The organism is Prevotella corporis DSM 18810 = JCM 8529 (genome assembly GCF_000430525.1).
Classification (GTDB): domain Bacteria; phylum Bacteroidota; class Bacteroidia; order Bacteroidales; family Bacteroidaceae; genus Prevotella; species Prevotella corporis.
Map to the genome: position 1 here is coordinate 94,921 of NZ_KE387156.1, position 18,929 is coordinate 113,849.

An 18,929-nucleotide genomic window follows, 5' to 3' on the forward strand; every position below is an offset into this window, starting at 1 on the left:
TACATACAAATTCCTATTTTTTATTTATCTTTGCGACAATTATCAAATCCTGACGGTTGATTTTTACCTGAACAATTATTAGTAAAACACATATGGAAAATAAAGAGAAACTAAACGTAGAGCTTCCTGAAAACGCATTCAGGGAACTGAAAGAGGGTGAGGAATACCAGCCTGTAATGAGTCCACAGAAGGTTTATCCCGAAGTAAGTCCATGGTCGGTGACGTTCGGAATCTTGATGGCTGTTCTGTTCTCGGCTGCAGCCGCTTATTTAGGGCTAAAGGTTGGGCAAGTATTCGAGGCGGCAATTCCTATCGCTATTATCGCCATCGGTCTGTCATCGGCAACCAAACGCAAGAACGCTTTGGGCGAGAACGTCATCATTCAGAGTATCGGAGCTTGTTCAGGAGCTGTGGTGGCTGGTGGAATATTTGTGATGCCTGCCATTTATATGCTCGATTTGCAAGCCGATTTCTTCCAAATATTCATTGCTGCAGCATTGGGAGGTGTTCTTGGAATCCTCTTTTTGATACCTTTCCGCAAGTACTTCGTGAAAGACCAGCACGGCAAATATCCATTCCCAGAGGCCACGGCTACCACACAGGTGCTCGTTAGCGGAGAGAAGGGCGGCAGTCAGGCAAAACCCTTGCTTCTTGCCGGACTTGTCGGAGGATTATACGACTTCTGTGTTGCCACGTTCGGTTGGTGGAATGAGACCGTTACGAGTCGCATGATTGGCTTTGGAGAAACGATTGCTGATAAAGCAAAGCTCGTCTTCAAGTTGAACACTGGTGCGGCGGTGCTCGGATTGGGTTATATCATTGGGCTTAAATACGCTTCCATCATCTGTCTCGGTTCTTTAACCATTTGGTGGGTGATTGTTCCGGGCATGGCGCTCATCTTTCCCGATACCGTACTCAACCAATGGGATCCGAGCATCACAACAGCGCTGGGCAATATGAGTGCTGAGGAAATCTATCAGTCGTATGCCCGTTCTATCGGTATTGGCGGTATCGCCATGTCGGGTATCATAGGAATCGTGAAATCATGGGGTATCATCAAGGATGCCGTCGGTCTTGCCGCCCGCGAGATGAAGGGAAAGGGTGCCGACCAGCAAGAAGCGATTCGCACGCAGCGCGATATTTCTTTCAAGATTATCGCCATTGGCAGTATCTCAACTCTGATTATCACTTTCCTTTTCTTCTATTTCGGTGTAATGGACTTCAATTTGTTGCATGCAGTTGTTGGTATTATCCTTGTCGCCGTGATAGCTTTTCTCTTCACAACGGTAGCGGCCAATGCCATTGCCATTGTGGGGTCGAACCCTGTTTCGGGAATGACGCTGATGACTTTGATTCTCGCCTCTGTTGTTATGGTGGCCGTAGGATTGAAGGGTAACTCTGGTATGTTGGCAGCCCTGTTGATGGGCGGTGTCGTATGTACGGCGCTTTCAATGGCAGGCTCTTTCATTACCGACCTCAAGATTGGATATTGGCTGGGTACTACACCAAGAAAGCAAGAAACATGGAAGTTCCTCGGAACGATTATTTCTGCCGCAACGGTTGCAGGTGTGATGATTGTGCTCGATAAGACCTACGGCTTCAATTCAGGTAAGTTGGCAGCTCCACAGGCAAATGCAATGGCAGCGGTAATCAAACCGTTGATGAGCGGACAAGGAGCGCCTTGGGCTCTCTATGGCATCGGTGCGCTTTTGGCCTTGGTTCTTGACCGTTGCAAGATTCCGGCACTAGCATTCTCTCTGGGTATGTTCATCCCAATCCAGCTCAATATTCCATTGTTTGTTGGTGGAGCTGTACATTGGTTTGTTACAACCCGTACGAAGGACGAGCAACTCAACAAGCTGCGCAGCGAGAAGGGAACGCTCATTGCTTCCGGTTTCATTGCTGGTGGCGCACTGATGGGTGTCGTTTCTGCATTGCTAAAGTTCTTCGGCATCGACTACGACTACTCAAACTGGTGGCAAAACCATCTATCGGAAATGTTATCACTTGTTGCTTACATTGCGTTGATATTCTATTTTATCGTTGCAACGCGAATAAAGAAAGAAGAAATTGAGGCGTAATCAGCCTTAATGAGACATAAAATAAATAGCAAAATGAGGATGTGTCAAAATTGGCACATCCTCTTCTTCGAACGATTACTGACCTTTCGTTGATAAAAATATATTGACCAATAAATCAGGAAGCTATGTTTTGCAGACAAAAGCCTGTTGTTGTCAAGACCGTTTACCTTTGGGACTTGAACGAAATGCTCAAACTACAGTTTCCCCAATGATGTCGATGAAACACGGTGGGCATCGAAAACCCAGCCTTCAAGAAGTTCACCTTATGATAGAGGTCATGCCTTGCAAACCTTCTCGTATTGTTGTAATAGCCATTGCTTTTGTTCGGCAATGGAAATGTTGCTGTTGTCGAGCTCAATGGCATCATCGGCCTTGCGCAAGGGTGATGTCTCTCGATGCGAGTCAATATAGTCGCGCTCCTGAACGTTCTTGAGAATGTCGGCAAAGTTGGCCTCCATTCCCTTTGCTTTCAACTCATCGTATCGTCGTTGTGCACGGACCTCGGCCGAAGCTGTGACAAATATCTTGAGTTCGGCTTGCGGGAACACCACCGTTCCGATGTCACGTCCATCCATCACGATACCTTTCTCGTCGCCCATCCTTTGCTGTTGTGAGACGAGGGCTGCTCTCACGAACGGAACAGCTGCGATAGGGCTGACGTGCGATGACACTTCCATGGTGCGTATCTCCTTCTCAACGTTCTCGTTGTTAAGATAAGTATCCGGTCTGCCTGTGGTCTCATTGAGTTTGAAACTGATATTGATGTCGGGCATTTGCTTTTCCAATTCCGACAGCTTGATAGTTCCGTCCTCGTCAAAGAGGTTGTTGCGAAGTGCGTAGAGCGTTACCGAGCGGTACATTGCTCCCGTGTCGATGTAAATATAACCTATTTCGCGTGCCAGGTCTTTTGCCATGGTGCTTTTGCCACATGATGAGTAGCCGTCGATTGCTATTATAATTTTCTTCATGATTAAAGTCGCTCCCCAGTCTCTACAAAAAAGCTAAATGCAAGTTACACATTGACTGGGAGGTTGATGATGATTATACTTTTGTTATTGTGTATTTTTGAATACATCCCTTTCTGTCTGGCAATCCCGATACGTTGAAAGTGCTTGGAATTCTTAGAACGAATAGGCAAGGTTCACCATAATCGAGTTGCTCGAAGCATGATACTTTCCGTAGGCCAAGTTGAGTCTGAAGCGTTCGAGGTTGACACCTGCTCCAATGCTGAATCCAGCTCCATGTGCACTTTCGTCGTCACCCGTTCCGATTTTCATCTCCTCGGCCTTTCTGAAGTTGTAGCCCGCTCCGATCCAAATGTTTTGCGAGAGAAGCACCTCCGCACCTAAATTCAAATGATTGATGAACCGGTAGTTATAGTGAGTGAGATCAACGAGGGTGAGGGATAGGCGCACGGGCAGGGCAGCAAACGTTTTGCTGACACCCAGCTGAAGGTCGAAGGGCATTTTGCCAAAATCCTCCTCGTAGGCCTTCACCTGTCCACCGAGATTTTTGGCGACCGCTGATACCGACCATTCCGTTTCAGGCTCGTACCAGTTCAGTCCCAAATCGACACCAACGGCCATTGAATTGTAATTCCCGATGTAAGAGGTGATGAATTTGGCCGTGATACCACCTACAAGGTTCCGAGCCAATTCATAGGAGAATATTCCCTGTATGGCAATTTCGCTGGCGCTGAATTCGCCTGTCTGCACATTGTTTTCATCAACTTCCTTCATCTTGCCGTAGTTCATGTATTGTATTCCGCCGGCAATAGTAGCCTTTTCCTTGATGGCTTTTGTGAAAGATGCCCCCATATAGTTGGCCCCTTTCATGTAGTTCATGTAGTTTAGTCCCACGGTCATGTCGCTCACCGATGCCGCAAGTGCCGGATTTGAGAACATCAGTGCTGGGTCGTCCTCGATGATGGTGATATTTTCTCCCCCAAGAGCTGCAGCATGAGCGCTTACAGGAAGGCGGAGGAAGTTGTATTCTGTTTGACTCTCTTGCCCCCATGATATTGTAGCCAATACCGACAGAAGGAGAGTGAAAACAAGTTTTTTCATTTAATGTACTTTAATTTATCGGCAAAGATACATCTTTTTCCGAATATCTTATTAATTTTGTCAATTGATTATGCGATGAGTCATCAACGCTTATTCTGCGTTATTCATCTCGTCATCGTTTCTAATAACGTTAAATAGGTCAAGTTTAGTGTTCGATTTTGGAAATAAAGAAATCAAATAAGGCAGATTTAGAGAACAAGCGCTGGGTAGGATTTGTGCTCGGGCTCATCGTTGCATTGTCGATTTTCTTTGTTGCCATGGAATATTCCAGCGATGGCGATGGTTCGGATAAGCGTGTTGACTCGTTGAAAGAACTGGTGTTGCAGGACAAGGATATGATTCCAGCCATTGACCAGCAAAACTTGGCTGTCAAGAAAACCGAAGAGAAACCTACGATGGAGGATAAACTCAATTTGAAGCGCAGTGAAACACCACAGAAAGTCATGCCACATGAGGTGGGCAACATGGACTCGAATGACAAAAAGACCGCAGCGCCACAGCTGAGTGACGTTCCGGTGATAACGAAGGAGGTTTCCGACGTACCCAATCCAAGCAAGGTAAAGGAGGAAGCAAAAAAGGAAACCAACAAACTTACGGATGATAATTCGGATGTGCAGGTGGAACGCTATGATGATAAGGTGAGCAAGCGTATTCTCTCGGAAACACCTACACCACCTGGTGGCTGGAGTGCATTCATGAAATGGCTGACAACAAACATAAAATATCCCGATGCAGCCAAACGGGTCAAGAAACAAGGGGTTGTGAATGTAACCTTCATTGTGAACAAGGATGGAACCGTGACCGATGTGAATGTAAAGGAAACGACGAATCCTGAATTCGACCTTGAGGTGTTGCGGGTAGTCCGGACAATGGGAAAATGGAAGCCCGGCATAGAAAAGAACAAACCATGTCGGTCGATGATTGAAGTACCCGTGGTGTTCCAGTTCTCTTAAATTCCAAAGCTAACCTATTCAAAGGTAATCTTTGAGGTAATGCTCTTAGATAGGGATAGTTGAAAAGAGCAGCCTTACTCTATTACGCTAATCAATGTAAAAAGAAAGATATATGTACACATCTGACGAACTTCTTGAGAAAGTAAACAATTATTTGGACACCCTCGCTTATGGGCGCTCACCAGAGAGCCTCTATCAACCCATCCAATATGTGTTGGGTCTGGGGGGAAAACGCATCCGTCCAGTACTTATGCTTCTCAGTTATAATTTATATCACGAGAACCCCGATAATATTTTGTCCTCAGCTTGTGCACTCGAAACATACCATAATTATACACTTCTTCACGACGACTTGATGGACGAGGCACCCATCCGGCGTGGACAACCTACTGTTCATACAAAGTGGGATGCCAATCAGGCCATCCTTTCGGGTGACTCCATGTTGGTGTTGGCCTACGAAAGACTGGCCCATTGCGATGGCAAACATCTGGAAGCGGTATTGGAGCTCTTCACCGAAACAGCCCTTCAGATAGGAGAGGGACAGCAATATGATATGGAATTTGAGAAACGGGACGACGTTGCAGTAGATGAATACATTGAAATGATTCGGCTGAAGACCAGCGTGCTTCTTGCTTGTGCCATGAAGATGGGGGCCATCCTTGCCGATGCCTCAGCCGACGATGCCGATAACTTGTATAAGTTTGGTGAGTTAATAGGCCTGGCGTTCCAGTTACAAGATGATTATCTCGATGTCTATGGTGACTCCAAGGTATTTGGGAAAAAGATAGGTGGAGATATTGTCTCTAATAAGAAAACTTATATGCTGATAACCGCTTTCAATCAAGCCAACGATAAGCAACGTGCTGAATTGGAATCATGGATCGGAAAGACTGATTTTGATGCCGAGGAGAAAATTACCGCTGTGACAAAGCTCTATAATGAAATGGGGATTGGCCAGTTGGCAAAGAAAAAAATGGACTATTACTATGAGCAAAGCAAGAAATATCTTGCAGCCATCTCTCTGCCAGAAGAACGGAAGTCAGAACTGAAAGCCTATGCGGCAATGATGATGAAAAGACAGAAGTAGTACAGAGAAATGGTGAAAAAAATATAAATCGGAGTCCAATATGCCCTATAGACGCTTGCCAAAAACCGATTCAGCCAGATTGAAGGCATTGAAAACGTTGCTTGAGAACAATGAAATATACACCGTCCGCAACAGGTTTATAGACTGGAAGTTGCTGAATCGGGCACAACCGTTGCACGATAGATTGCTCACCGCTACCGAACAGTACAAGATTTCGATGTCATCGCAAGTTCGAAATGCCAGGAAAATGGACGGATTGCAGCATAGGGCCTCCATGTATCTAAGTCATTTCCTCCAAGTGTTGCTCATGTCGGCCGAGCGTGGGGAAATTAAACGTAGCCAGTTGCCTCTGTATGGATTGGACGAGAAAACAACAGCCTTACCCAATCTTAAAACAACGGATGGACTGTTGAAGTGGGGCCCCATCGTAATCGAAGGTGAAAAGGCACGGCAAAAGAAGGGGGGGCGTCCCATCTATAATCCTTCTATCGGCATGGTTTCTACTCATTTTGATATCTACCGTGAGGCATATAGCGCACAGAGGAAATTGCAACAACGAACAAACAGAGCAAATCAGGACATTTCCAAGTTGCGCCCAGAGATTGATGAGTTGTTGTTGGAGCTGTGGAATGCCATTGAAGCTCATTTTGCAGACTTGCCACCTGAACAACGGTTTGATGAATGTAGAAAGTTTGGTGTCGTTTATTACTATAGGCGGCACGAGGAGCGAATCTATTAGGCGCTGATTATCCAGTGTGTCCTTTCAAAAAAGGAAGATTTAGAACGATGAACCAATAGCTGAAACATGATAATAGATACCCATATACACCTTGATGGTGAGGAATTTAAGGATGATCTGCCCGCTGTCATTGAGAGAGCCAGGACAGCTGGTGTGTCGAAGGTGTTCATTCCAGCCATAGACATGAAGTCTGTTAGCACAATCGCCGACGTATGTCGCAAGTATCCGAGTTATGCGTACCCTATGTTGGGCCTTCATCCTGAGGAAGTAAGGGCCGATTATGCGGAAATACTACAGGAAATGAGGAAACTTTTGGATGAGAGCAAGGACTATATCGCAATAGGCGAGGTGGGATTGGACTTTTATTGGAGTCGGGAGTTCGAGAAAGAACAACTCATGGCTTTCGAAGAGCAGGTGAAGTGGTCAGTTGAGACACACCTTCCGTTGATGATTCACTGTCGGAAGGCCCAGAACGAGATGGTGCACATTCTTCGAAGGTATCAGAAAGATTTGCCGGGAGGTGTTTTTCACTGCTTTACTGGTAACGAAAAGGAGGCAGAGGAGTTGCTTTCGTTTGATAACTTCGTGCTCGGAATTGGTGGAGTGCTGACCTTTAAAAAGTCAAATTTACCCGAAACGCTGAAGAGCGTACCTTTAAACCGCATCGTCTTGGAGACCGATGCGCCTTATATGGCCCCTGTTCCCATGCGGGGACAGCGTAATGAAAGTGCGTTTTTGGTGTATATAATGGCAAAGATTGCGGAGACAAAGTGCGTTTCCGAGGATGAGGTTGCCACCGTTACAACTGCCAATGTAAAGAGAATTTTTGGATTCAATTAGCCTTATGAGGGTCGATTGAGCAAAGTTAATTTCCACTTTGTTGATTTTTATGCAGAGAGTTATATTGTCTTTTTTTCTTCTCACTGTTGGTTTGGTAGCTTTTGCCTCACCAGCCGACACCTTGTACCATTGGGGTGTATCACTTTCAGGCATGCCCAGTAAGGTGGTCGCATTGGATAAATATCAGCGTAAGTGGATGAAAGCAGGCAACAACGGCTCCATCGCATTGGAGTTGCTCCACACCGCCCTTCCTTCTGACAGCGATTCTTTCGCTAATGATTTTGGATATCCTACGTTGGCCATTGGATTACGCTACACAATGAATGGGGCTGTGCGCATGCATCGTAGGCAAGACCCCACATGGGGGCTGGCTGAGGAAGTGGATTACGATTCCCATTTGGGCAATACTCTCTCCCTGTTTGGCAGCTTTTACCGAGCTTTGCATCGCAGCTGGCATTGGGAAACATCCTATTCATTAAGCGGTGGGATAGGATTCAATCGCAAATGGTACAATAAGTATGACGCTATTGACAATGAACTTATAGGTACGCCTGTTCTTATCTATTTTGGCGCAGGTGTTTATCAGACCTATCACTTTGCCACCAGTTGGGGACTGCGTGCGGGATTTGAGTTTGTGCATCATAGCAATGGCGCCTTGTATCGCCCTAACAAAGGTTCCAACAGCATTGGCCCATCTATTGGATTGGTTTATTATCCTTATTACAAAACCTTGGTAAATAAAAGGCATAGCTTTCAGTCGCTCCCTTTCAAGAAATACTGGTATCTCAACGTTGCTGCCGGCATGGGCGCTAAGACATTGCTTGAGGATTGGCTTCTGACCCAGTTCAATACGCCATCTACTGAGCCTGATTATCGAACCGAGCATTTCAGAATTTACCCTGCGTATTCCTTGCAAGCAGATTTAATGTACCGATATGCACGACGTTGGGCTTCAGGAATCGGAATTGAATGCTTCTATGGGACTTATGCGTCGCACATCAAAGATTTGGATGAGCAGAGGGGAATAGAGGAGAAACACAGCCCATGGTCGGTTGGTGTTGCCGGAAAGCACGAGGTTTTCTATCATAACTTGTCATTGGCGATGGCCTTCGGTTTTTATTTGTATAGGCAAATGGGTGAAAATGCCAGACATAATGAATCGATTTTCTATGAAAAGATAGGCGTTCATTATTCTTTCCCATCTCTGCACGGATTGAAAGTCGGCATAAGCGTCAAGGCTCATGAAACCAAGGCCGACTTGACGGAAGTGATAGTTACCTATCCGATAAAGCTGTACAATGTTAGAAGTTAAAGAAAACTAAAGCCAACAGTCAGCAAAGATTATTTTCATGGTTTTATGCCGTTAATCCGTTTAAATTGAATAATTTTGCACCCACGTACAGAAGGAAAGGTGCTCGAGTGGTTGAAGAGGCACGCCTGGAAAGCGTGTAACCGTCTAAAGCGGTTCGGGGGTTCGAATCCCCCTCTTTCCGCATTTGTTATAGAAACCAAACAGGTTACCGATATGAAGAAATTGATTGCATTTCTTGCAATGATAGCTCTCATTACTTTATTTTTCTCCACTTCTGCTATAGCCCAAGATGTGGCAGATAATAGTAAAAAAGGGAATGTATCGTTGGTTGATGATACATTGACCGATGAGGCTTTGACTGAGAGCGGAGTCTCGCTTGATGATGTAAAGCCAGCCGCGGCTGGACAAGCGGAAATGGGGTTGCATCAGTCTTTGAAGAAGAAGTTTATTGAGGGAAACGCTGGATTCATGTCATTGGTGGCATTGGCCTTGGTGCTGGGACTTGCGTTCTGTATTGAGCGAATCATCTATTTGAGTCTTTCCGAGATTGATGCTAAGCGGTTCATGGGCAAAATCGAAGAGAAGATTCAACAGCGCGATATAGAGGGGGCGAAAGAGCTGAGCCGAAACACCCGTGGTCCTGTTGCTTCGATTTGTTATCAGGGACTATTGCGAATAGATAGCTCTATTGAGGATATTGAGCGCAGCATCAATTCATACGGCAATGTTCAGAGTGCGAATTTGGAGAAAGGCTGCTCGTGGGTCACTTTGTTCATAGCCATGGCGCCATCGTTGGGTTTTCTCGGCACGGTGATAGGCATGGTGATGGCCTTTGATCAGATTCAGATGGCTGGGGACATCAGTCCTACAATCGTCGCATCAGGTATGAAGGTTGCTTTGATTACCACAATTTTCGGTATCATCGTGGCTTTGGTGCTGCAAGTGTTCTATAATTATATTCTTTCCAAGATAGAACATCTCACGGCTCAGATGGAAGAGTCGGCCATCTCTTTGCTCGACTCCATCATGAAGTATAAGCTCACAAATTAGAATATGGGCAAATCAGATACAAACAAGAAGTTAGACGAGGAGCGTATCTCGCAGAGAGTGCTCTATGCCCTGATCTCTATCGTGGCAATGGTGTTCATTGCGTTTTATCTGATAGGCTTCAACCTTCCGTTTGCAGAAAACCCATCTTTCAACGCACCGCTTTTGACCGATGTTCTCATCATTGGCATGTGCGCATTGTTCATTGCAGCCGTCGTTGTTACGGTTCTTTCAATAGTAAAAACCGTAAAATCAACATCTGCGAGCGAAAGCATTGTCAATGGGATTCCTGTCCGCAGACTGTCGATAGCCGTGTTTGGGTTTACACTGGTGAGTCTTCTGACAACTTTTATCTTGGGTTCGACGCAAGAAATGATGATCAATGGCATCGCTTTCAACAATAAGTTCTGGTTGCGTGTGGCCGATATGCTCATCAACTCTTCGCTCATACTGGTTTTGGTGGCTATAGGTGTTGTTTCCTTTGGTGCCACGCGTTATTATAGAAAGAGACATAAGGAGGTATAATGTTCCATCACGAAAGAAGGACAGTCCCAGGCTTGAATACATCGTCAACGGCAGATATTTCATTCATGCTGTTGATTCTCTTTCTTGTAACCACTTCCATGGATGTCGATAAAGGTGTTTCCCGTCAACTACCACCCATCGAAAAGCAGCAGACGCCTACACAAGTCAATTCCAATTTGGTGATGAAAATCTACATTGCATCAGACAATAAGGTGAAAGTCAATGAACAACCAATACTGATTGGTAAACTGAGACCCGTCATTAAGCATTTCATTGAAAATAAAGGGAAAAACCACATCATCCAATTGGGCACAAGTCGCAAAGCCTCCTATGACACCTACTTTAAAGTTCAGAACGAGATAGTTGGCGCCTACAATGCCGTTCGCAATCAGCATTCCGAAGAATTGTTTGGAAAACCTTACGAGTTGTGCGATAAAGAGCAGCAAGCCCAAATCAGCAAGGACATTCCACAGAGAATTTCTGAAGTTTACGAATTGGAAGGGAAAGGGACGGCAAAATGAACCTCTATCGACGCAAACGGCATGAGATACCCGCACTGAACACCGCATCGTTGCCCGATCTCATTTTCACCATTCTTTTTTTCTTCATGCTGGTTACTCAGATGCGAAAAGTAACAGTAAAGGTGAAGTACCAAATACCCACTGGCACCGAATTGACACGACTGGTAAAAAAAACAGCCACCTCTTATATCTATATCGGGAAGCCTGTCAACGGGATAGGTGAGGTTGAGGCCGACACCACAAGCATTCAGTTGAACGATAAGATAGTGCAACTTGCTGATATCAAGTCATATCTTGTCAAGGAACGTAAGAGCATGAGCGATGTTGATAAGCGGCAGATGAATGTAAGCATACGATGCGATAAAGGAACTCCCATGGGAGTGATGATTGATATTAAGCAAGCTTTAAGAGAAATAAATGTGTTAAATGTCAATTATGCTGCGGTATTTGAGAATAAAATAGAAGAATAGTTACATAATCCCCTTATAATTCATAAGAAATTTTGGAAAAACTATTGGTGTTTTAAAACCTTTTTCGTAACTTTGCAGCAAACTAAAAAAATATGGCACATAGAAGTTTAGATCAACTTGATAAGAAAATTTTGCGTCTTATAGCTGACGACGCACGTATTCCTTTTTTGGAAGTAGCCCGCGAATGCAATGTAAGTGGTGCGGCTATTCATCAGAGAATCCAAAAACTGACAAATCTCGGAATTCTAAAAGGTTCTCAGTTCGTTATTGACCCTGAAAAAATAGGTTATGAAACTTGTGCTTACATGGGATTGAACCTGAAGAATCCTGAAAACTTCGATGATGTGGTAGAGGCGTTGAAGAAGATTCCAGAAATAGTGGAATGTCATTATACAACAGGTGAATACGACTTGTTTATCAAACTTTATGCTTACAACAACCACCATCTGTTGACAATTATCCATGATAAGTTGCAGGCACTCGGTCTGTCGAGAAGTGTCAGCCTTATTTCGTACAATGCAGTAATTGACCGCCCACTTCCCGTTGGTAATTTCCCCACGGACGACTCGATTGGGGATGAGGAATAAGAAAGAATTGATATGAATAATAACACCCTGAAGTTTCGTAATGAAGTTTCAGGGTGTATTGTTTTCTCAAGTATCTCTGCTATTTCCAACATCGAATTGAACCTCGGTCGGTCATTCGACAGCGCGTTTACAATTAGATGATTACGATATGGCTTCCTGACTGATTTCGTTCGCTTGTCGGCAACTTTTGCTACCGTTTTCTCTCACCGTAGCCCGCTACGTCTTCAATCAACGACTAACAAGCTGCTCGGCAATCAAATGAAATAGTACAGGCCCAAATGAACTGATTGGGGCTCAATCAATGATTAATGCTTGTTAAATAAAAGATTAACGCATATTTGATAAACGGTTAATGCTGGTTCAATGCTACAAGATTATTTCTGCAACTATCAGTCAATCAGTTGATTATTTTATGGTTTGCAAAAGGTTAGCGTTTGTGATGCGATAGGTGAGGTTTTAGGCTTCAAAAGGTCACCTTTTGTTTCTTTTTTGCTACCTTTGCACGAAAAAAGTATGGCAAGAATAAAAATCAAGACGACTGCTGGCGACATCACTGTGCGCCTTTACGACGAGACCCCAAGACACCGTGATAATTTCCTCCATCTTGCAGCCAAGAATTATTTTGACGGAACCATTTTTCATCGTGTCATCAAGGACTTCATGATTCAGGGTGGCGATCCTGACAGTAAGAATGCGCCAAAAGGTAAAACACTCGGCACTGGCGGTCCTAACTATACAATTCCAGCGGAGTTTGTATATCCGAAGCTTTTCCATAAAAGGGGTGCTCTGAGTGCTGCACGCACAGGCGACGAGGTGAATCCTCAGCGTGAGAGTAGTGGTAGTCAGTTTTATATTGTATGGGGGAAAACCTATAAGGAACAGGAGCTGAAGCAGATGGAACGACAGATGGCCATGCAGTTGGAGCAGAGAGTGTTCAACGAAATTGCCAAAGAATGCCACGAAGAGATTATGACGCTCCGTCGCAATCGTAACCGTGTAGGATTGCAAGCTCTCCAGGAACGACTGATAGAAGAAACGAAGGCTAAATGCAAAGAAATTGGTCTTCCAAAATTTACTGATGAGCAGAAAGAAGCCTATACTTCTGTTGGAGGAACACCATTCTTGGATGGCCAATACACGGTATTCGGCGAAGTGGAGAGCGGTTTTGACGTTGTTGAGAAAATACAGAATACTGCTACCGATCGTGCCGATCGTCCTTTGGAGGATATAATCATGAATGTGGAAATTCTGCCAGAATAAAACATTGGGCGAAACACTCTATTCCACTTCCAAGAGTTCAATGCCGAAAACGAGACTGGATCCACTGGAGATTGTCTGGGGTATCTCTTTTCCTTTTTCTAATGTATAGGAGAAATAACAAGCCCTATATAAGAATATGTTGGGAGGTTATGGATTGTCGTTAGTAAAATCCATTCAGAGTGAGGCCCTTGGATAAGCAAGGGCCTCATTGAAGTTATGCTGATGAAATTGGTTTAATAAGGAATAACTTAAGATTGTTTATTTGTCTTTCTTTCTAATGTAGTCAACGAAGGCGAACGCTGGACTCTTTTCGGTTTTGGAGTGTTCTTCCTTTTTTTCTATTTCCCATGTACTGTTGTCGAATTCAGGGAAAAATACGTCAGCATGCTTTGGAATGGCATCAATTTCTGTGAGAAACAAGCGGTCGGCAATTGTCAGCCCTTCTTTGTAAACACTCGCTCCTCCAATGATAAATGCCTGTTCGTCTGCCCCGATATGCTTCATGGCTTCCTCAAGTGAAACGTAAACGTCGCATCCAGGAAAGTCCTGGAAGGTTCTGCTCAGCACAATGTTGCGTCTGTTGGGCAGTGCGCCTTTGGGTAGCGAGTCGAATGTGCGACGTCCCATAATGACTGTATGTCCAGTTGTCAGCTCTTTGAATCGGCGGAGATCCGCCTTGATGTAATAGACCATATCGTTCTGATAACCGATCGCACGGTTCTTGGCTACTGCTGCTATGATGTTGATTTGCATAATGTTTAGATTTGTGATTCCTTCTGATGGTGATTTTGTATCAGGGTTCAGACTTTATAATTTATAATGTTCTTGATTGATAGCGTGGAACATTGATGGAAGAATATTGATTGCTGCGTTTCTGATGCGCCTCGATTGATGAGTGAGACACAAGCTAAGCCCTTTTATACGGCGACTTCAGCTGAGATATGGGGGTGTGGATTATAATCTGTCAGTTGAAAGTCCTCGTATTTAAAGTCAAAAATACTCTTCACATTGGGATTGATCAGCATCTTGGGTAGTGGTCGCGGTTGGCGTGTGAGCTGTAGTTTTGCTTGGTCAAGATGGTTCAGGTATAGATGGGTGTCGCCCGTCGTGTGGATAAACTCCCCTGCTTCTAAGCCTGTCACCTGTGCCATCATTTGCAGTAGAAGCGCATATGACGCAATGTTGAACGGCACTCCCAAGAAAGTATCTGCAGAACGTTGGTAGAGTTGTAGAGACAATTTGCCGTTGGCAACATAGAATTGGAACAGACAATGGCAAGGAGGAAGCGCCATCTCATCAACTTCCGACGGATTCCATGCCGTTACCAGCATGCGTCTGGAGTTTGGGTTGTTTTTAATGGTATCCACAACATTTTGAATTTGGTCGATAGTGCCACCTTTATAGTTGGGCCACGAACGCCATTGATGACCGTAAACCGGGCCAAGGTCGCCGTTTCCGTCAGCCCATTCATTCCAAATACTTACACCATTATCCTGTAGGTATTTAACATTGGTGTCGCCTTTCAAGAACCAAAGTAACTCATAAATGATGCTGCGCAAATGGAGTTTCTTAGTCGTCAGTAAAGGGAAACCATCCTTCAGATCGAAACGCATTTGATTACCGAAAACTGAAAGCGTTCCCGTTCCCGTACGGTCGTCTTTTTGAACGCCTTCAGTAATGATGCGGTTGAGGAGGTCAAGGTATTGTTTCATATTCTTTGTTTTAAGTTAAAGGGTTCATTCAACAAGTAGAGTGGGGTGCAGTCTTTCGTCATTCTTCCATCTTCTGTTTGCTTATATTTTCTTTTTACTAATAATTACTTGTTCATCAGGTATATGACTGCTCTTGATTCGCCACTCTTGAGGATATAAATTGTTGGCCCTACTGCCGAGGTTCTTGGCAAATCCAATAGGCACGCCCCTATATTGGAGAGTGACAATACCCTTGGGGGAATCCGGTGGAAGCACGATTGCCTCATGACGGAGATAGCTGATGGAGGTGGAATAGTCTATTTCTATTGCTGGGAACTTACCCTTATTGCCGACAATGGAAAGAGCCAGACTGTGGTCGGGTATGATATTCTTGCCTTTTTCGATATTCTTTTTTACCCCATGGACGAGTACTTTCAGTTTCTTATTGGCTTCTGCGACAATTTTGTCTGACCTTATGTCGTTTGGGTTGTTCAGATTCTCATTATCTCCTGCTTTCCTTATGATCGCCATGAAAAGCCCCTCTCCCTTGGTAAGACCAGGAATGAAACGGTAAACAGGAAATTTTCTACCATCGCTCAGTGGATTGCCGATGAGTGAACTTGTGATGTTCCATTCTTTTTCAACGGGTATTTCTATAAGCTCAGCATCGTAATGCTTCAGAAGCCACGCTATATTCTCCTCGTTCTCATGAGCATTGAACGTACAGGTTGAGTAAACAAGTATGCCGCCCGGTCTTAGGTTGTCCCAAATATCTGTTATGATGCTTCGTTGGAGTTGGCAGCATTTCTCTACATTCTGTAGGCTCCATTCCTCAATGGCTTGCGCATCCTTCCGAAACATTCCCTCACCTGAGCATGGAACATCGGCAACAATCACGTCGAAAACCAGTTTTGTCTTCTTGTAATCTCTCGGATAGTTGTTTGTTACAACAATATCGGGATGTCCGAATTTCTGTATGTTTTCTGCTAATATCTGTGCTCGTTTTCCTATGGGCTCATTTGAAAACAGCAAACTGCCATCGGGGATAGCCGTTCGTGCACAGGTCGTCTTGCCTCCTGGAGCCGCACAGAGGTCAAGCATCGTGACAGGATGCTTGATGAGTTGCCGAAGCACGTGTGAAAGAAACATTGATGAGGCTTCCTGAACATAGTAGATACCGGCATGCAGCAGGGGATCGAAGGTAAAATTGGGACGTTCGTTGAGGTAATATCCCTCCTTGCACCATGGTATTTGTTGTGGGATGAGCGTCTCTGATATGCCCTCATTCTCTTTTAGCTTAAAGGTATTGAGGCGGATGCTTGTCGGAGAATCTTGGTCTAAGCTCTTAAAGAAAAGCGCATATCGCTCTTCTCCAAACAATTTACGTGTGTAGGTCTCAAATTCTTTCGGCAAATTCATTTTATTCTTGGGCAATGAGGTATTTCCTTGTTAGATGTTTAATAAGTAATGGTGCATTGTCAGTCACTGGTTATCATGCCTCGACACAATCAGATTGAATGACAACCCTTGTGAAGATTCATCATTCAGTCTCAAAATAGACGTCTCCCTCGTCTTCCAACGTCTCCTTGACTTTCGGTTTGGGTGGATTCTTGAGATTCCCTTTCTCGTCAAACATACCGTAGGTTGTGCGGAGTACGATAAACTCAGTGCGGCGGTTCAACTGGTTGGCTGCTTCCTGATTGGCTTTGTTAAGTTTGGTGATGAACTCTTCGGTGAGCACGTCATTTTCTTTCAACCACGGGAACTTTTCTGTTGTCTTACGGCGGATGGTTTTTGGCTTTTCTTCGCCATAGCCAACGGGTGAGAGTCGGTCGCTGGCGATTCCATGTTCAATCAAGTAAGCCACAACCGCATCGGCCCTTCGTTGAGACAGGCGTTTGTTGTAGTTGTCAGATCCCTTGTAATCTGTGTGGGATGATAGCTCTATGGTGACGTTAGGATTCTCGTTGAGCAACTTCACAAGATCGTCTAATGCAGCTTTCGATTCCGGACGCAATGTCGCCTTGTCGAAATCATAGAAGATGTTGTCGATCATTACGGGCACCCTGATACTTGCCAACGGGAACTGTAGTACGTATTCTTTTGATTCAGTAACAGGTTCTACCTTCAGCTCTTCCTTGTGGTTGAGGAAGCCAGGACATGTTGCAAGTATAATATAGTTGACACCTGGTTTGATTTCCTGTTCGAAAGAACCATCTCCCTTGACCGCAAGCTTACGGTTGGTACCATCATCGCCAACCATAAATATCTGCGCTGCAGGCAATTCGTATCCTTCCATCTCATAGACCCACCCTTTGATGGTCTGCACCACTTCTGGAAGTTCAAAACTGTAAATATGATCCCAGCCACGCCCGTCACCTCGGTTGGAAGAGAAAAAGCCACGGTTCTGTCGTCCTTCAAACGTCATACCGAAGTCGTCACCTTGCGAGTTGAGTGGAAATCCGGGATGCTCGATATGGTATCGTCTGTCAGAACCTACTTTGGCAATGAAGATATCCAATCCTCCCAATCCCCCGTGCCCGGTAGATGAAAAGTAGAAATCTCCGTTTGGACGGAACGTCGGGAACATTTCGTCGCCAGAAGTATTGATAGGCTCGCCCAGGTTCTCGACACCGCCTGTTGTTCCGCCAACCATGCGGACACGCCATATATCCAATCCCCCCTTGCCACCAGGCATGTCACTTACGAAATACAGCCAGTTTCCATCTGGGGAAATAGCCGGATGTGCAAAGCTGGACAACGTATCGCGACTTATCTCCAGTTTGGTGGCCTTGCCCCATGCAGCGTCCGAACGATTGCTGACTGCTATCTGTGCGTATCTGGGGTAGGTGGCATCTGTCAGACATTGGGTAATGTACATTTCCCGTCCATCGACCGAAAATGCAGGCGTTCCTTCGTCAGCCTCAGTATTCAGACCACTATCTATAGATTTAGGTGTCGTCCATTTTCCTTTCTCGTCTTTCTCGCTGAAAAAGATGTCACCGGGCTTTACACCGGTTATGCCACTAATCTCATCCCCTTTGGCATCGTTTCTGGTTGAAGTGAAATAGAGTTGATTGTGCTGGTCTCCGTAAATCATTGGCGAATAGTCCTGTCGGCGTGAGTTGAAGATAGTCATCTTCTTGACTTTATAATAAGACCCCTGTTCCTTTATGGTTGGTGCCACTGTAGCGGCAGAAACTCCCTCGGCTGCCAATCCATTGTCAGGCATTGAGTCAAGAACAAGCCGATACTCCTTGAGTGCTTCGCCGTAAGAGCCGTTCTTCATGAGGTTTTCGGCTAATTTCAGGTGCGTCTGATAGTCGTCTTGTTTATATCGGACAACATTCTTGTATGCTGCAATTGCTCGTTGCGATGAGTTGATTCTATCGTAACAATAGGCCATTTTCTTGGCCAGTTGTCCACGTTGTTCCCTGTTCTTCGTAGGTGTACGCTGATAAGCTGTTTTGAATTGGGCAGCTGCATCGTAGTATTCTCCTATGGAAAGGAACTTCTCACCTTTCTTGATGTTGCGATCAATACCGCAACTGCTTGTAAGTATTATTGCCAATAAAAACAAAAACAGTCTGCAACCATATTGATGAACATGGTTGTTGTGGCTCTTTTTTATATGTGTCGTTCTGAGTCTGTTCATGCTATTATCAACGTTGAATGAACGATAATATTGTAGGCGATGACCGTTAGCTGTCAGAGGGGTGCGATTATCTTCTGCAATCCTCTCAAAGCGAT

General features: G+C 44.9%; 18 protein-coding genes and 1 tRNA gene. 13 read left to right on the forward strand and 6 right to left on the reverse strand.

Going from position 1 to position 18,929, the window contains the following annotated elements; all coding sequences use genetic code 11:
* Positions 1-92: 92 nt before the first annotated feature.
* Positions 93-2,081 (forward strand): OPT family oligopeptide transporter, encoded by a 1,989-nt coding sequence (locus H515_RS0110815; RefSeq protein WP_028901942.1) that lies wholly within the window; start codon positions 93-95, stop codon positions 2,079-2,081.
* Positions 2,082-2,356: 275 nt separating this feature from the next.
* On the opposite strand, the gene cmk is transcribed toward H515_RS0110815, so the two are convergent.
* A complete protein-coding gene (gene cmk / locus H515_RS0110820; protein ID WP_025875572.1) occupies positions 2,357-3,049 on the reverse strand; it encodes a (d)CMP kinase in 693 nt (230 codons plus the stop codon).
* A 153-nt stretch (positions 3,050-3,202) separates the two neighbouring features.
* The gene (gene porQ / locus H515_RS0110825; protein WP_025875571.1) at positions 3,203-4,147 is read right to left on the reverse strand and encodes a type IX secretion system protein PorQ; all 945 of its coding nucleotides are present in this window, start codon (positions 4,145-4,147) and stop codon (positions 3,203-3,205) included.
* 158 nt (positions 4,148-4,305) lie between these two features.
* On the opposite strand from porQ, the gene H515_RS0110830 reads away from it, so the two are divergent.
* The 12 genes from H515_RS0110830 (at position 4,306) to H515_RS0110885 (ending at position 13,488) form a co-directional block, all read left to right on the forward strand.
* Positions 4,306-5,100: an energy transducer TonB gene (locus tag H515_RS0110830; RefSeq protein ID WP_025875570.1), complete on the forward strand. Its 795-nt coding sequence runs from the start codon at positions 4,306-4,308 to the stop codon at positions 5,098-5,100.
* Between the two features lie 112 nt (positions 5,101-5,212).
* Entirely contained in the window at positions 5,213-6,187 is a 975-nt protein-coding gene (locus H515_RS0110835; RefSeq protein WP_025875569.1) for a polyprenyl synthetase family protein, read from the forward strand.
* Between the two features lie 40 nt (positions 6,188-6,227).
* A complete protein-coding gene (locus H515_RS0110840; RefSeq protein ID WP_028901943.1) occupies positions 6,228-6,926 on the forward strand; it encodes a hypothetical protein in 699 nt (232 codons plus the stop codon).
* A gap of 66 nt (positions 6,927-6,992) precedes the next feature.
* Positions 6,993-7,766 carry a TatD family hydrolase gene (locus H515_RS0110845; RefSeq protein ID WP_025875567.1) on the forward strand — a complete coding sequence of 258 codons (774 nt, stop codon included), beginning with the start codon at positions 6,993-6,995 and terminating at the stop codon, positions 7,764-7,766.
* Between the two features lie 49 nt (positions 7,767-7,815).
* Positions 7,816-9,078, forward strand: coding sequence for an acyloxyacyl hydrolase (locus H515_RS0110850; RefSeq protein ID WP_025875566.1), 1,263 nt, complete (start codon positions 7,816-7,818; stop codon positions 9,076-9,078).
* Between the two features lie 93 nt (positions 9,079-9,171).
* Positions 9,172-9,259: transfer RNA gene (locus H515_RS0110855), tRNA-Ser, on the forward strand.
* 32 nt (positions 9,260-9,291) lie between these two features.
* Positions 9,292-10,128: a MotA/TolQ/ExbB proton channel family protein gene (locus tag H515_RS0110860; protein ID WP_028901945.1), complete on the forward strand. Its 837-nt coding sequence runs from the start codon at positions 9,292-9,294 to the stop codon at positions 10,126-10,128.
* Between the two features lie 3 nt (positions 10,129-10,131).
* Positions 10,132-10,650, forward strand: a complete 519-nt coding sequence (locus H515_RS0110865; protein WP_025875565.1) for a hypothetical protein — start codon at positions 10,132-10,134, stop codon at positions 10,648-10,650.
* The gene (locus H515_RS0110870; protein ID WP_036890605.1) at positions 10,650-11,171 is read left to right on the forward strand and encodes an ExbD/TolR family protein; all 522 of its coding nucleotides are present in this window, start codon (positions 10,650-10,652) and stop codon (positions 11,169-11,171) included. The genes H515_RS0110865 and H515_RS0110870 overlap by 1 nt, the downstream gene beginning before the upstream one ends.
* Complete coding sequence (locus H515_RS0110875) at positions 11,168-11,641, forward strand: ExbD/TolR family protein (protein WP_025875563.1); 474 nt, start codon at positions 11,168-11,170, stop codon at positions 11,639-11,641. The genes H515_RS0110870 and H515_RS0110875 overlap by 4 nt, the downstream gene beginning before the upstream one ends.
* 92 nt (positions 11,642-11,733) lie before the next feature.
* Positions 11,734-12,228: an Lrp/AsnC family transcriptional regulator gene (locus H515_RS0110880; RefSeq protein WP_025875562.1), complete on the forward strand. Its 495-nt coding sequence runs from the start codon at positions 11,734-11,736 to the stop codon at positions 12,226-12,228.
* Positions 12,229-12,741: 513 nt separating this feature from the next.
* Entirely contained in the window at positions 12,742-13,488 is a 747-nt protein-coding gene (locus H515_RS0110885; protein WP_025875561.1) for a peptidylprolyl isomerase, read from the forward strand.
* 258 nt (positions 13,489-13,746) lie between these two features.
* Here the strand turns inward: H515_RS0110885 and H515_RS0110890 are convergent, their stop codons facing one another.
* The 4 genes from H515_RS0110890 to porE all read right to left on the reverse strand — a co-directional run bounded on the left by H515_RS0110890 (position 13,747) and on the right by porE (position 18,834).
* Positions 13,747-14,241 carry a dihydrofolate reductase gene (locus tag H515_RS0110890; RefSeq protein WP_028901946.1) on the reverse strand — a complete coding sequence of 165 codons (495 nt, stop codon included), beginning with the start codon at positions 14,239-14,241 and terminating at the stop codon, positions 13,747-13,749.
* Positions 14,242-14,405: 164 nt separating this feature from the next.
* Positions 14,406-15,200: a thymidylate synthase gene (locus H515_RS0110895; RefSeq protein ID WP_025875559.1), complete on the reverse strand. Its 795-nt coding sequence runs from the start codon at positions 15,198-15,200 to the stop codon at positions 14,406-14,408.
* A gap of 81 nt (positions 15,201-15,281) precedes the next feature.
* Entirely contained in the window at positions 15,282-16,598 is a 1,317-nt protein-coding gene (locus H515_RS0110900) for a methyltransferase RsmF C-terminal domain-like protein (RefSeq protein WP_036891883.1), read from the reverse strand.
* Positions 16,599-16,719: 121 nt separating this feature from the next.
* Entirely contained in the window at positions 16,720-18,834 is a 2,115-nt protein-coding gene (porE, locus tag H515_RS0110905; RefSeq protein ID WP_028901948.1) for a PorE family type IX secretion system protein, read from the reverse strand.
* Positions 18,835-18,929: the final 95 nt, after the last annotated feature.

What these genes read in the sequence shown, in the direction of transcription:
- H515_RS0110815 (WP_028901942.1), top strand. Translation starts at nt 93, where the DNA reads ATGGAAAATAAAGAGAAACTAAACGTAGAGCTTCCTGAAAACGCATTC.
- cmk (WP_025875572.1), bottom strand. Translation starts at nt 3,049, where the DNA reads ATGAAGAAAATTATAATAGCAATCGACGGCTACTCATCATGTGGCAAA.
- porQ (WP_025875571.1), bottom strand. Translation starts at nt 4,147, where the DNA reads ATGAAAAAACTTGTTTTCACTCTCCTTCTGTCGGTATTGGCTACAATA.
- H515_RS0110835 (WP_025875569.1), top strand. Translation starts at nt 5,213, where the DNA reads ATGTACACATCTGACGAACTTCTTGAGAAAGTAAACAATTATTTGGAC.
- H515_RS0110840 (WP_028901943.1), top strand. Translation starts at nt 6,228, where the DNA reads ATGCCCTATAGACGCTTGCCAAAAACCGATTCAGCCAGATTGAAGGCA.
- H515_RS0110845 (WP_025875567.1), top strand. Translation starts at nt 6,993, where the DNA reads ATGATAATAGATACCCATATACACCTTGATGGTGAGGAATTTAAGGAT.
- H515_RS0110850 (WP_025875566.1), top strand. Translation starts at nt 7,816, where the DNA reads ATGCAGAGAGTTATATTGTCTTTTTTTCTTCTCACTGTTGGTTTGGTA.
- H515_RS0110860 (WP_028901945.1), top strand. Translation starts at nt 9,292, where the DNA reads ATGAAGAAATTGATTGCATTTCTTGCAATGATAGCTCTCATTACTTTA.
- H515_RS0110865 (WP_025875565.1), top strand. Translation starts at nt 10,132, where the DNA reads ATGGGCAAATCAGATACAAACAAGAAGTTAGACGAGGAGCGTATCTCG.
- H515_RS0110870 (WP_036890605.1), top strand. Translation starts at nt 10,650, where the DNA reads ATGTTCCATCACGAAAGAAGGACAGTCCCAGGCTTGAATACATCGTCA.
- H515_RS0110875 (WP_025875563.1), top strand. Translation starts at nt 11,168, where the DNA reads ATGAACCTCTATCGACGCAAACGGCATGAGATACCCGCACTGAACACC.
- H515_RS0110880 (WP_025875562.1), top strand. Translation starts at nt 11,734, where the DNA reads ATGGCACATAGAAGTTTAGATCAACTTGATAAGAAAATTTTGCGTCTT.
- H515_RS0110885 (WP_025875561.1), top strand. Translation starts at nt 12,742, where the DNA reads ATGGCAAGAATAAAAATCAAGACGACTGCTGGCGACATCACTGTGCGC.
- H515_RS0110890 (WP_028901946.1), bottom strand. Translation starts at nt 14,241, where the DNA reads ATGCAAATCAACATCATAGCAGCAGTAGCCAAGAACCGTGCGATCGGT.
- H515_RS0110895 (WP_025875559.1), bottom strand. Translation starts at nt 15,200, where the DNA reads ATGAAACAATACCTTGACCTCCTCAACCGCATCATTACTGAAGGCGTT.
- H515_RS0110900 (WP_036891883.1), bottom strand. Translation starts at nt 16,598, where the DNA reads ATGAATTTGCCGAAAGAATTTGAGACCTACACACGTAAATTGTTTGGA.
- porE (WP_028901948.1), bottom strand. Translation starts at nt 18,834, where the DNA reads ATGAACAGACTCAGAACGACACATATAAAAAAGAGCCACAACAACCAT.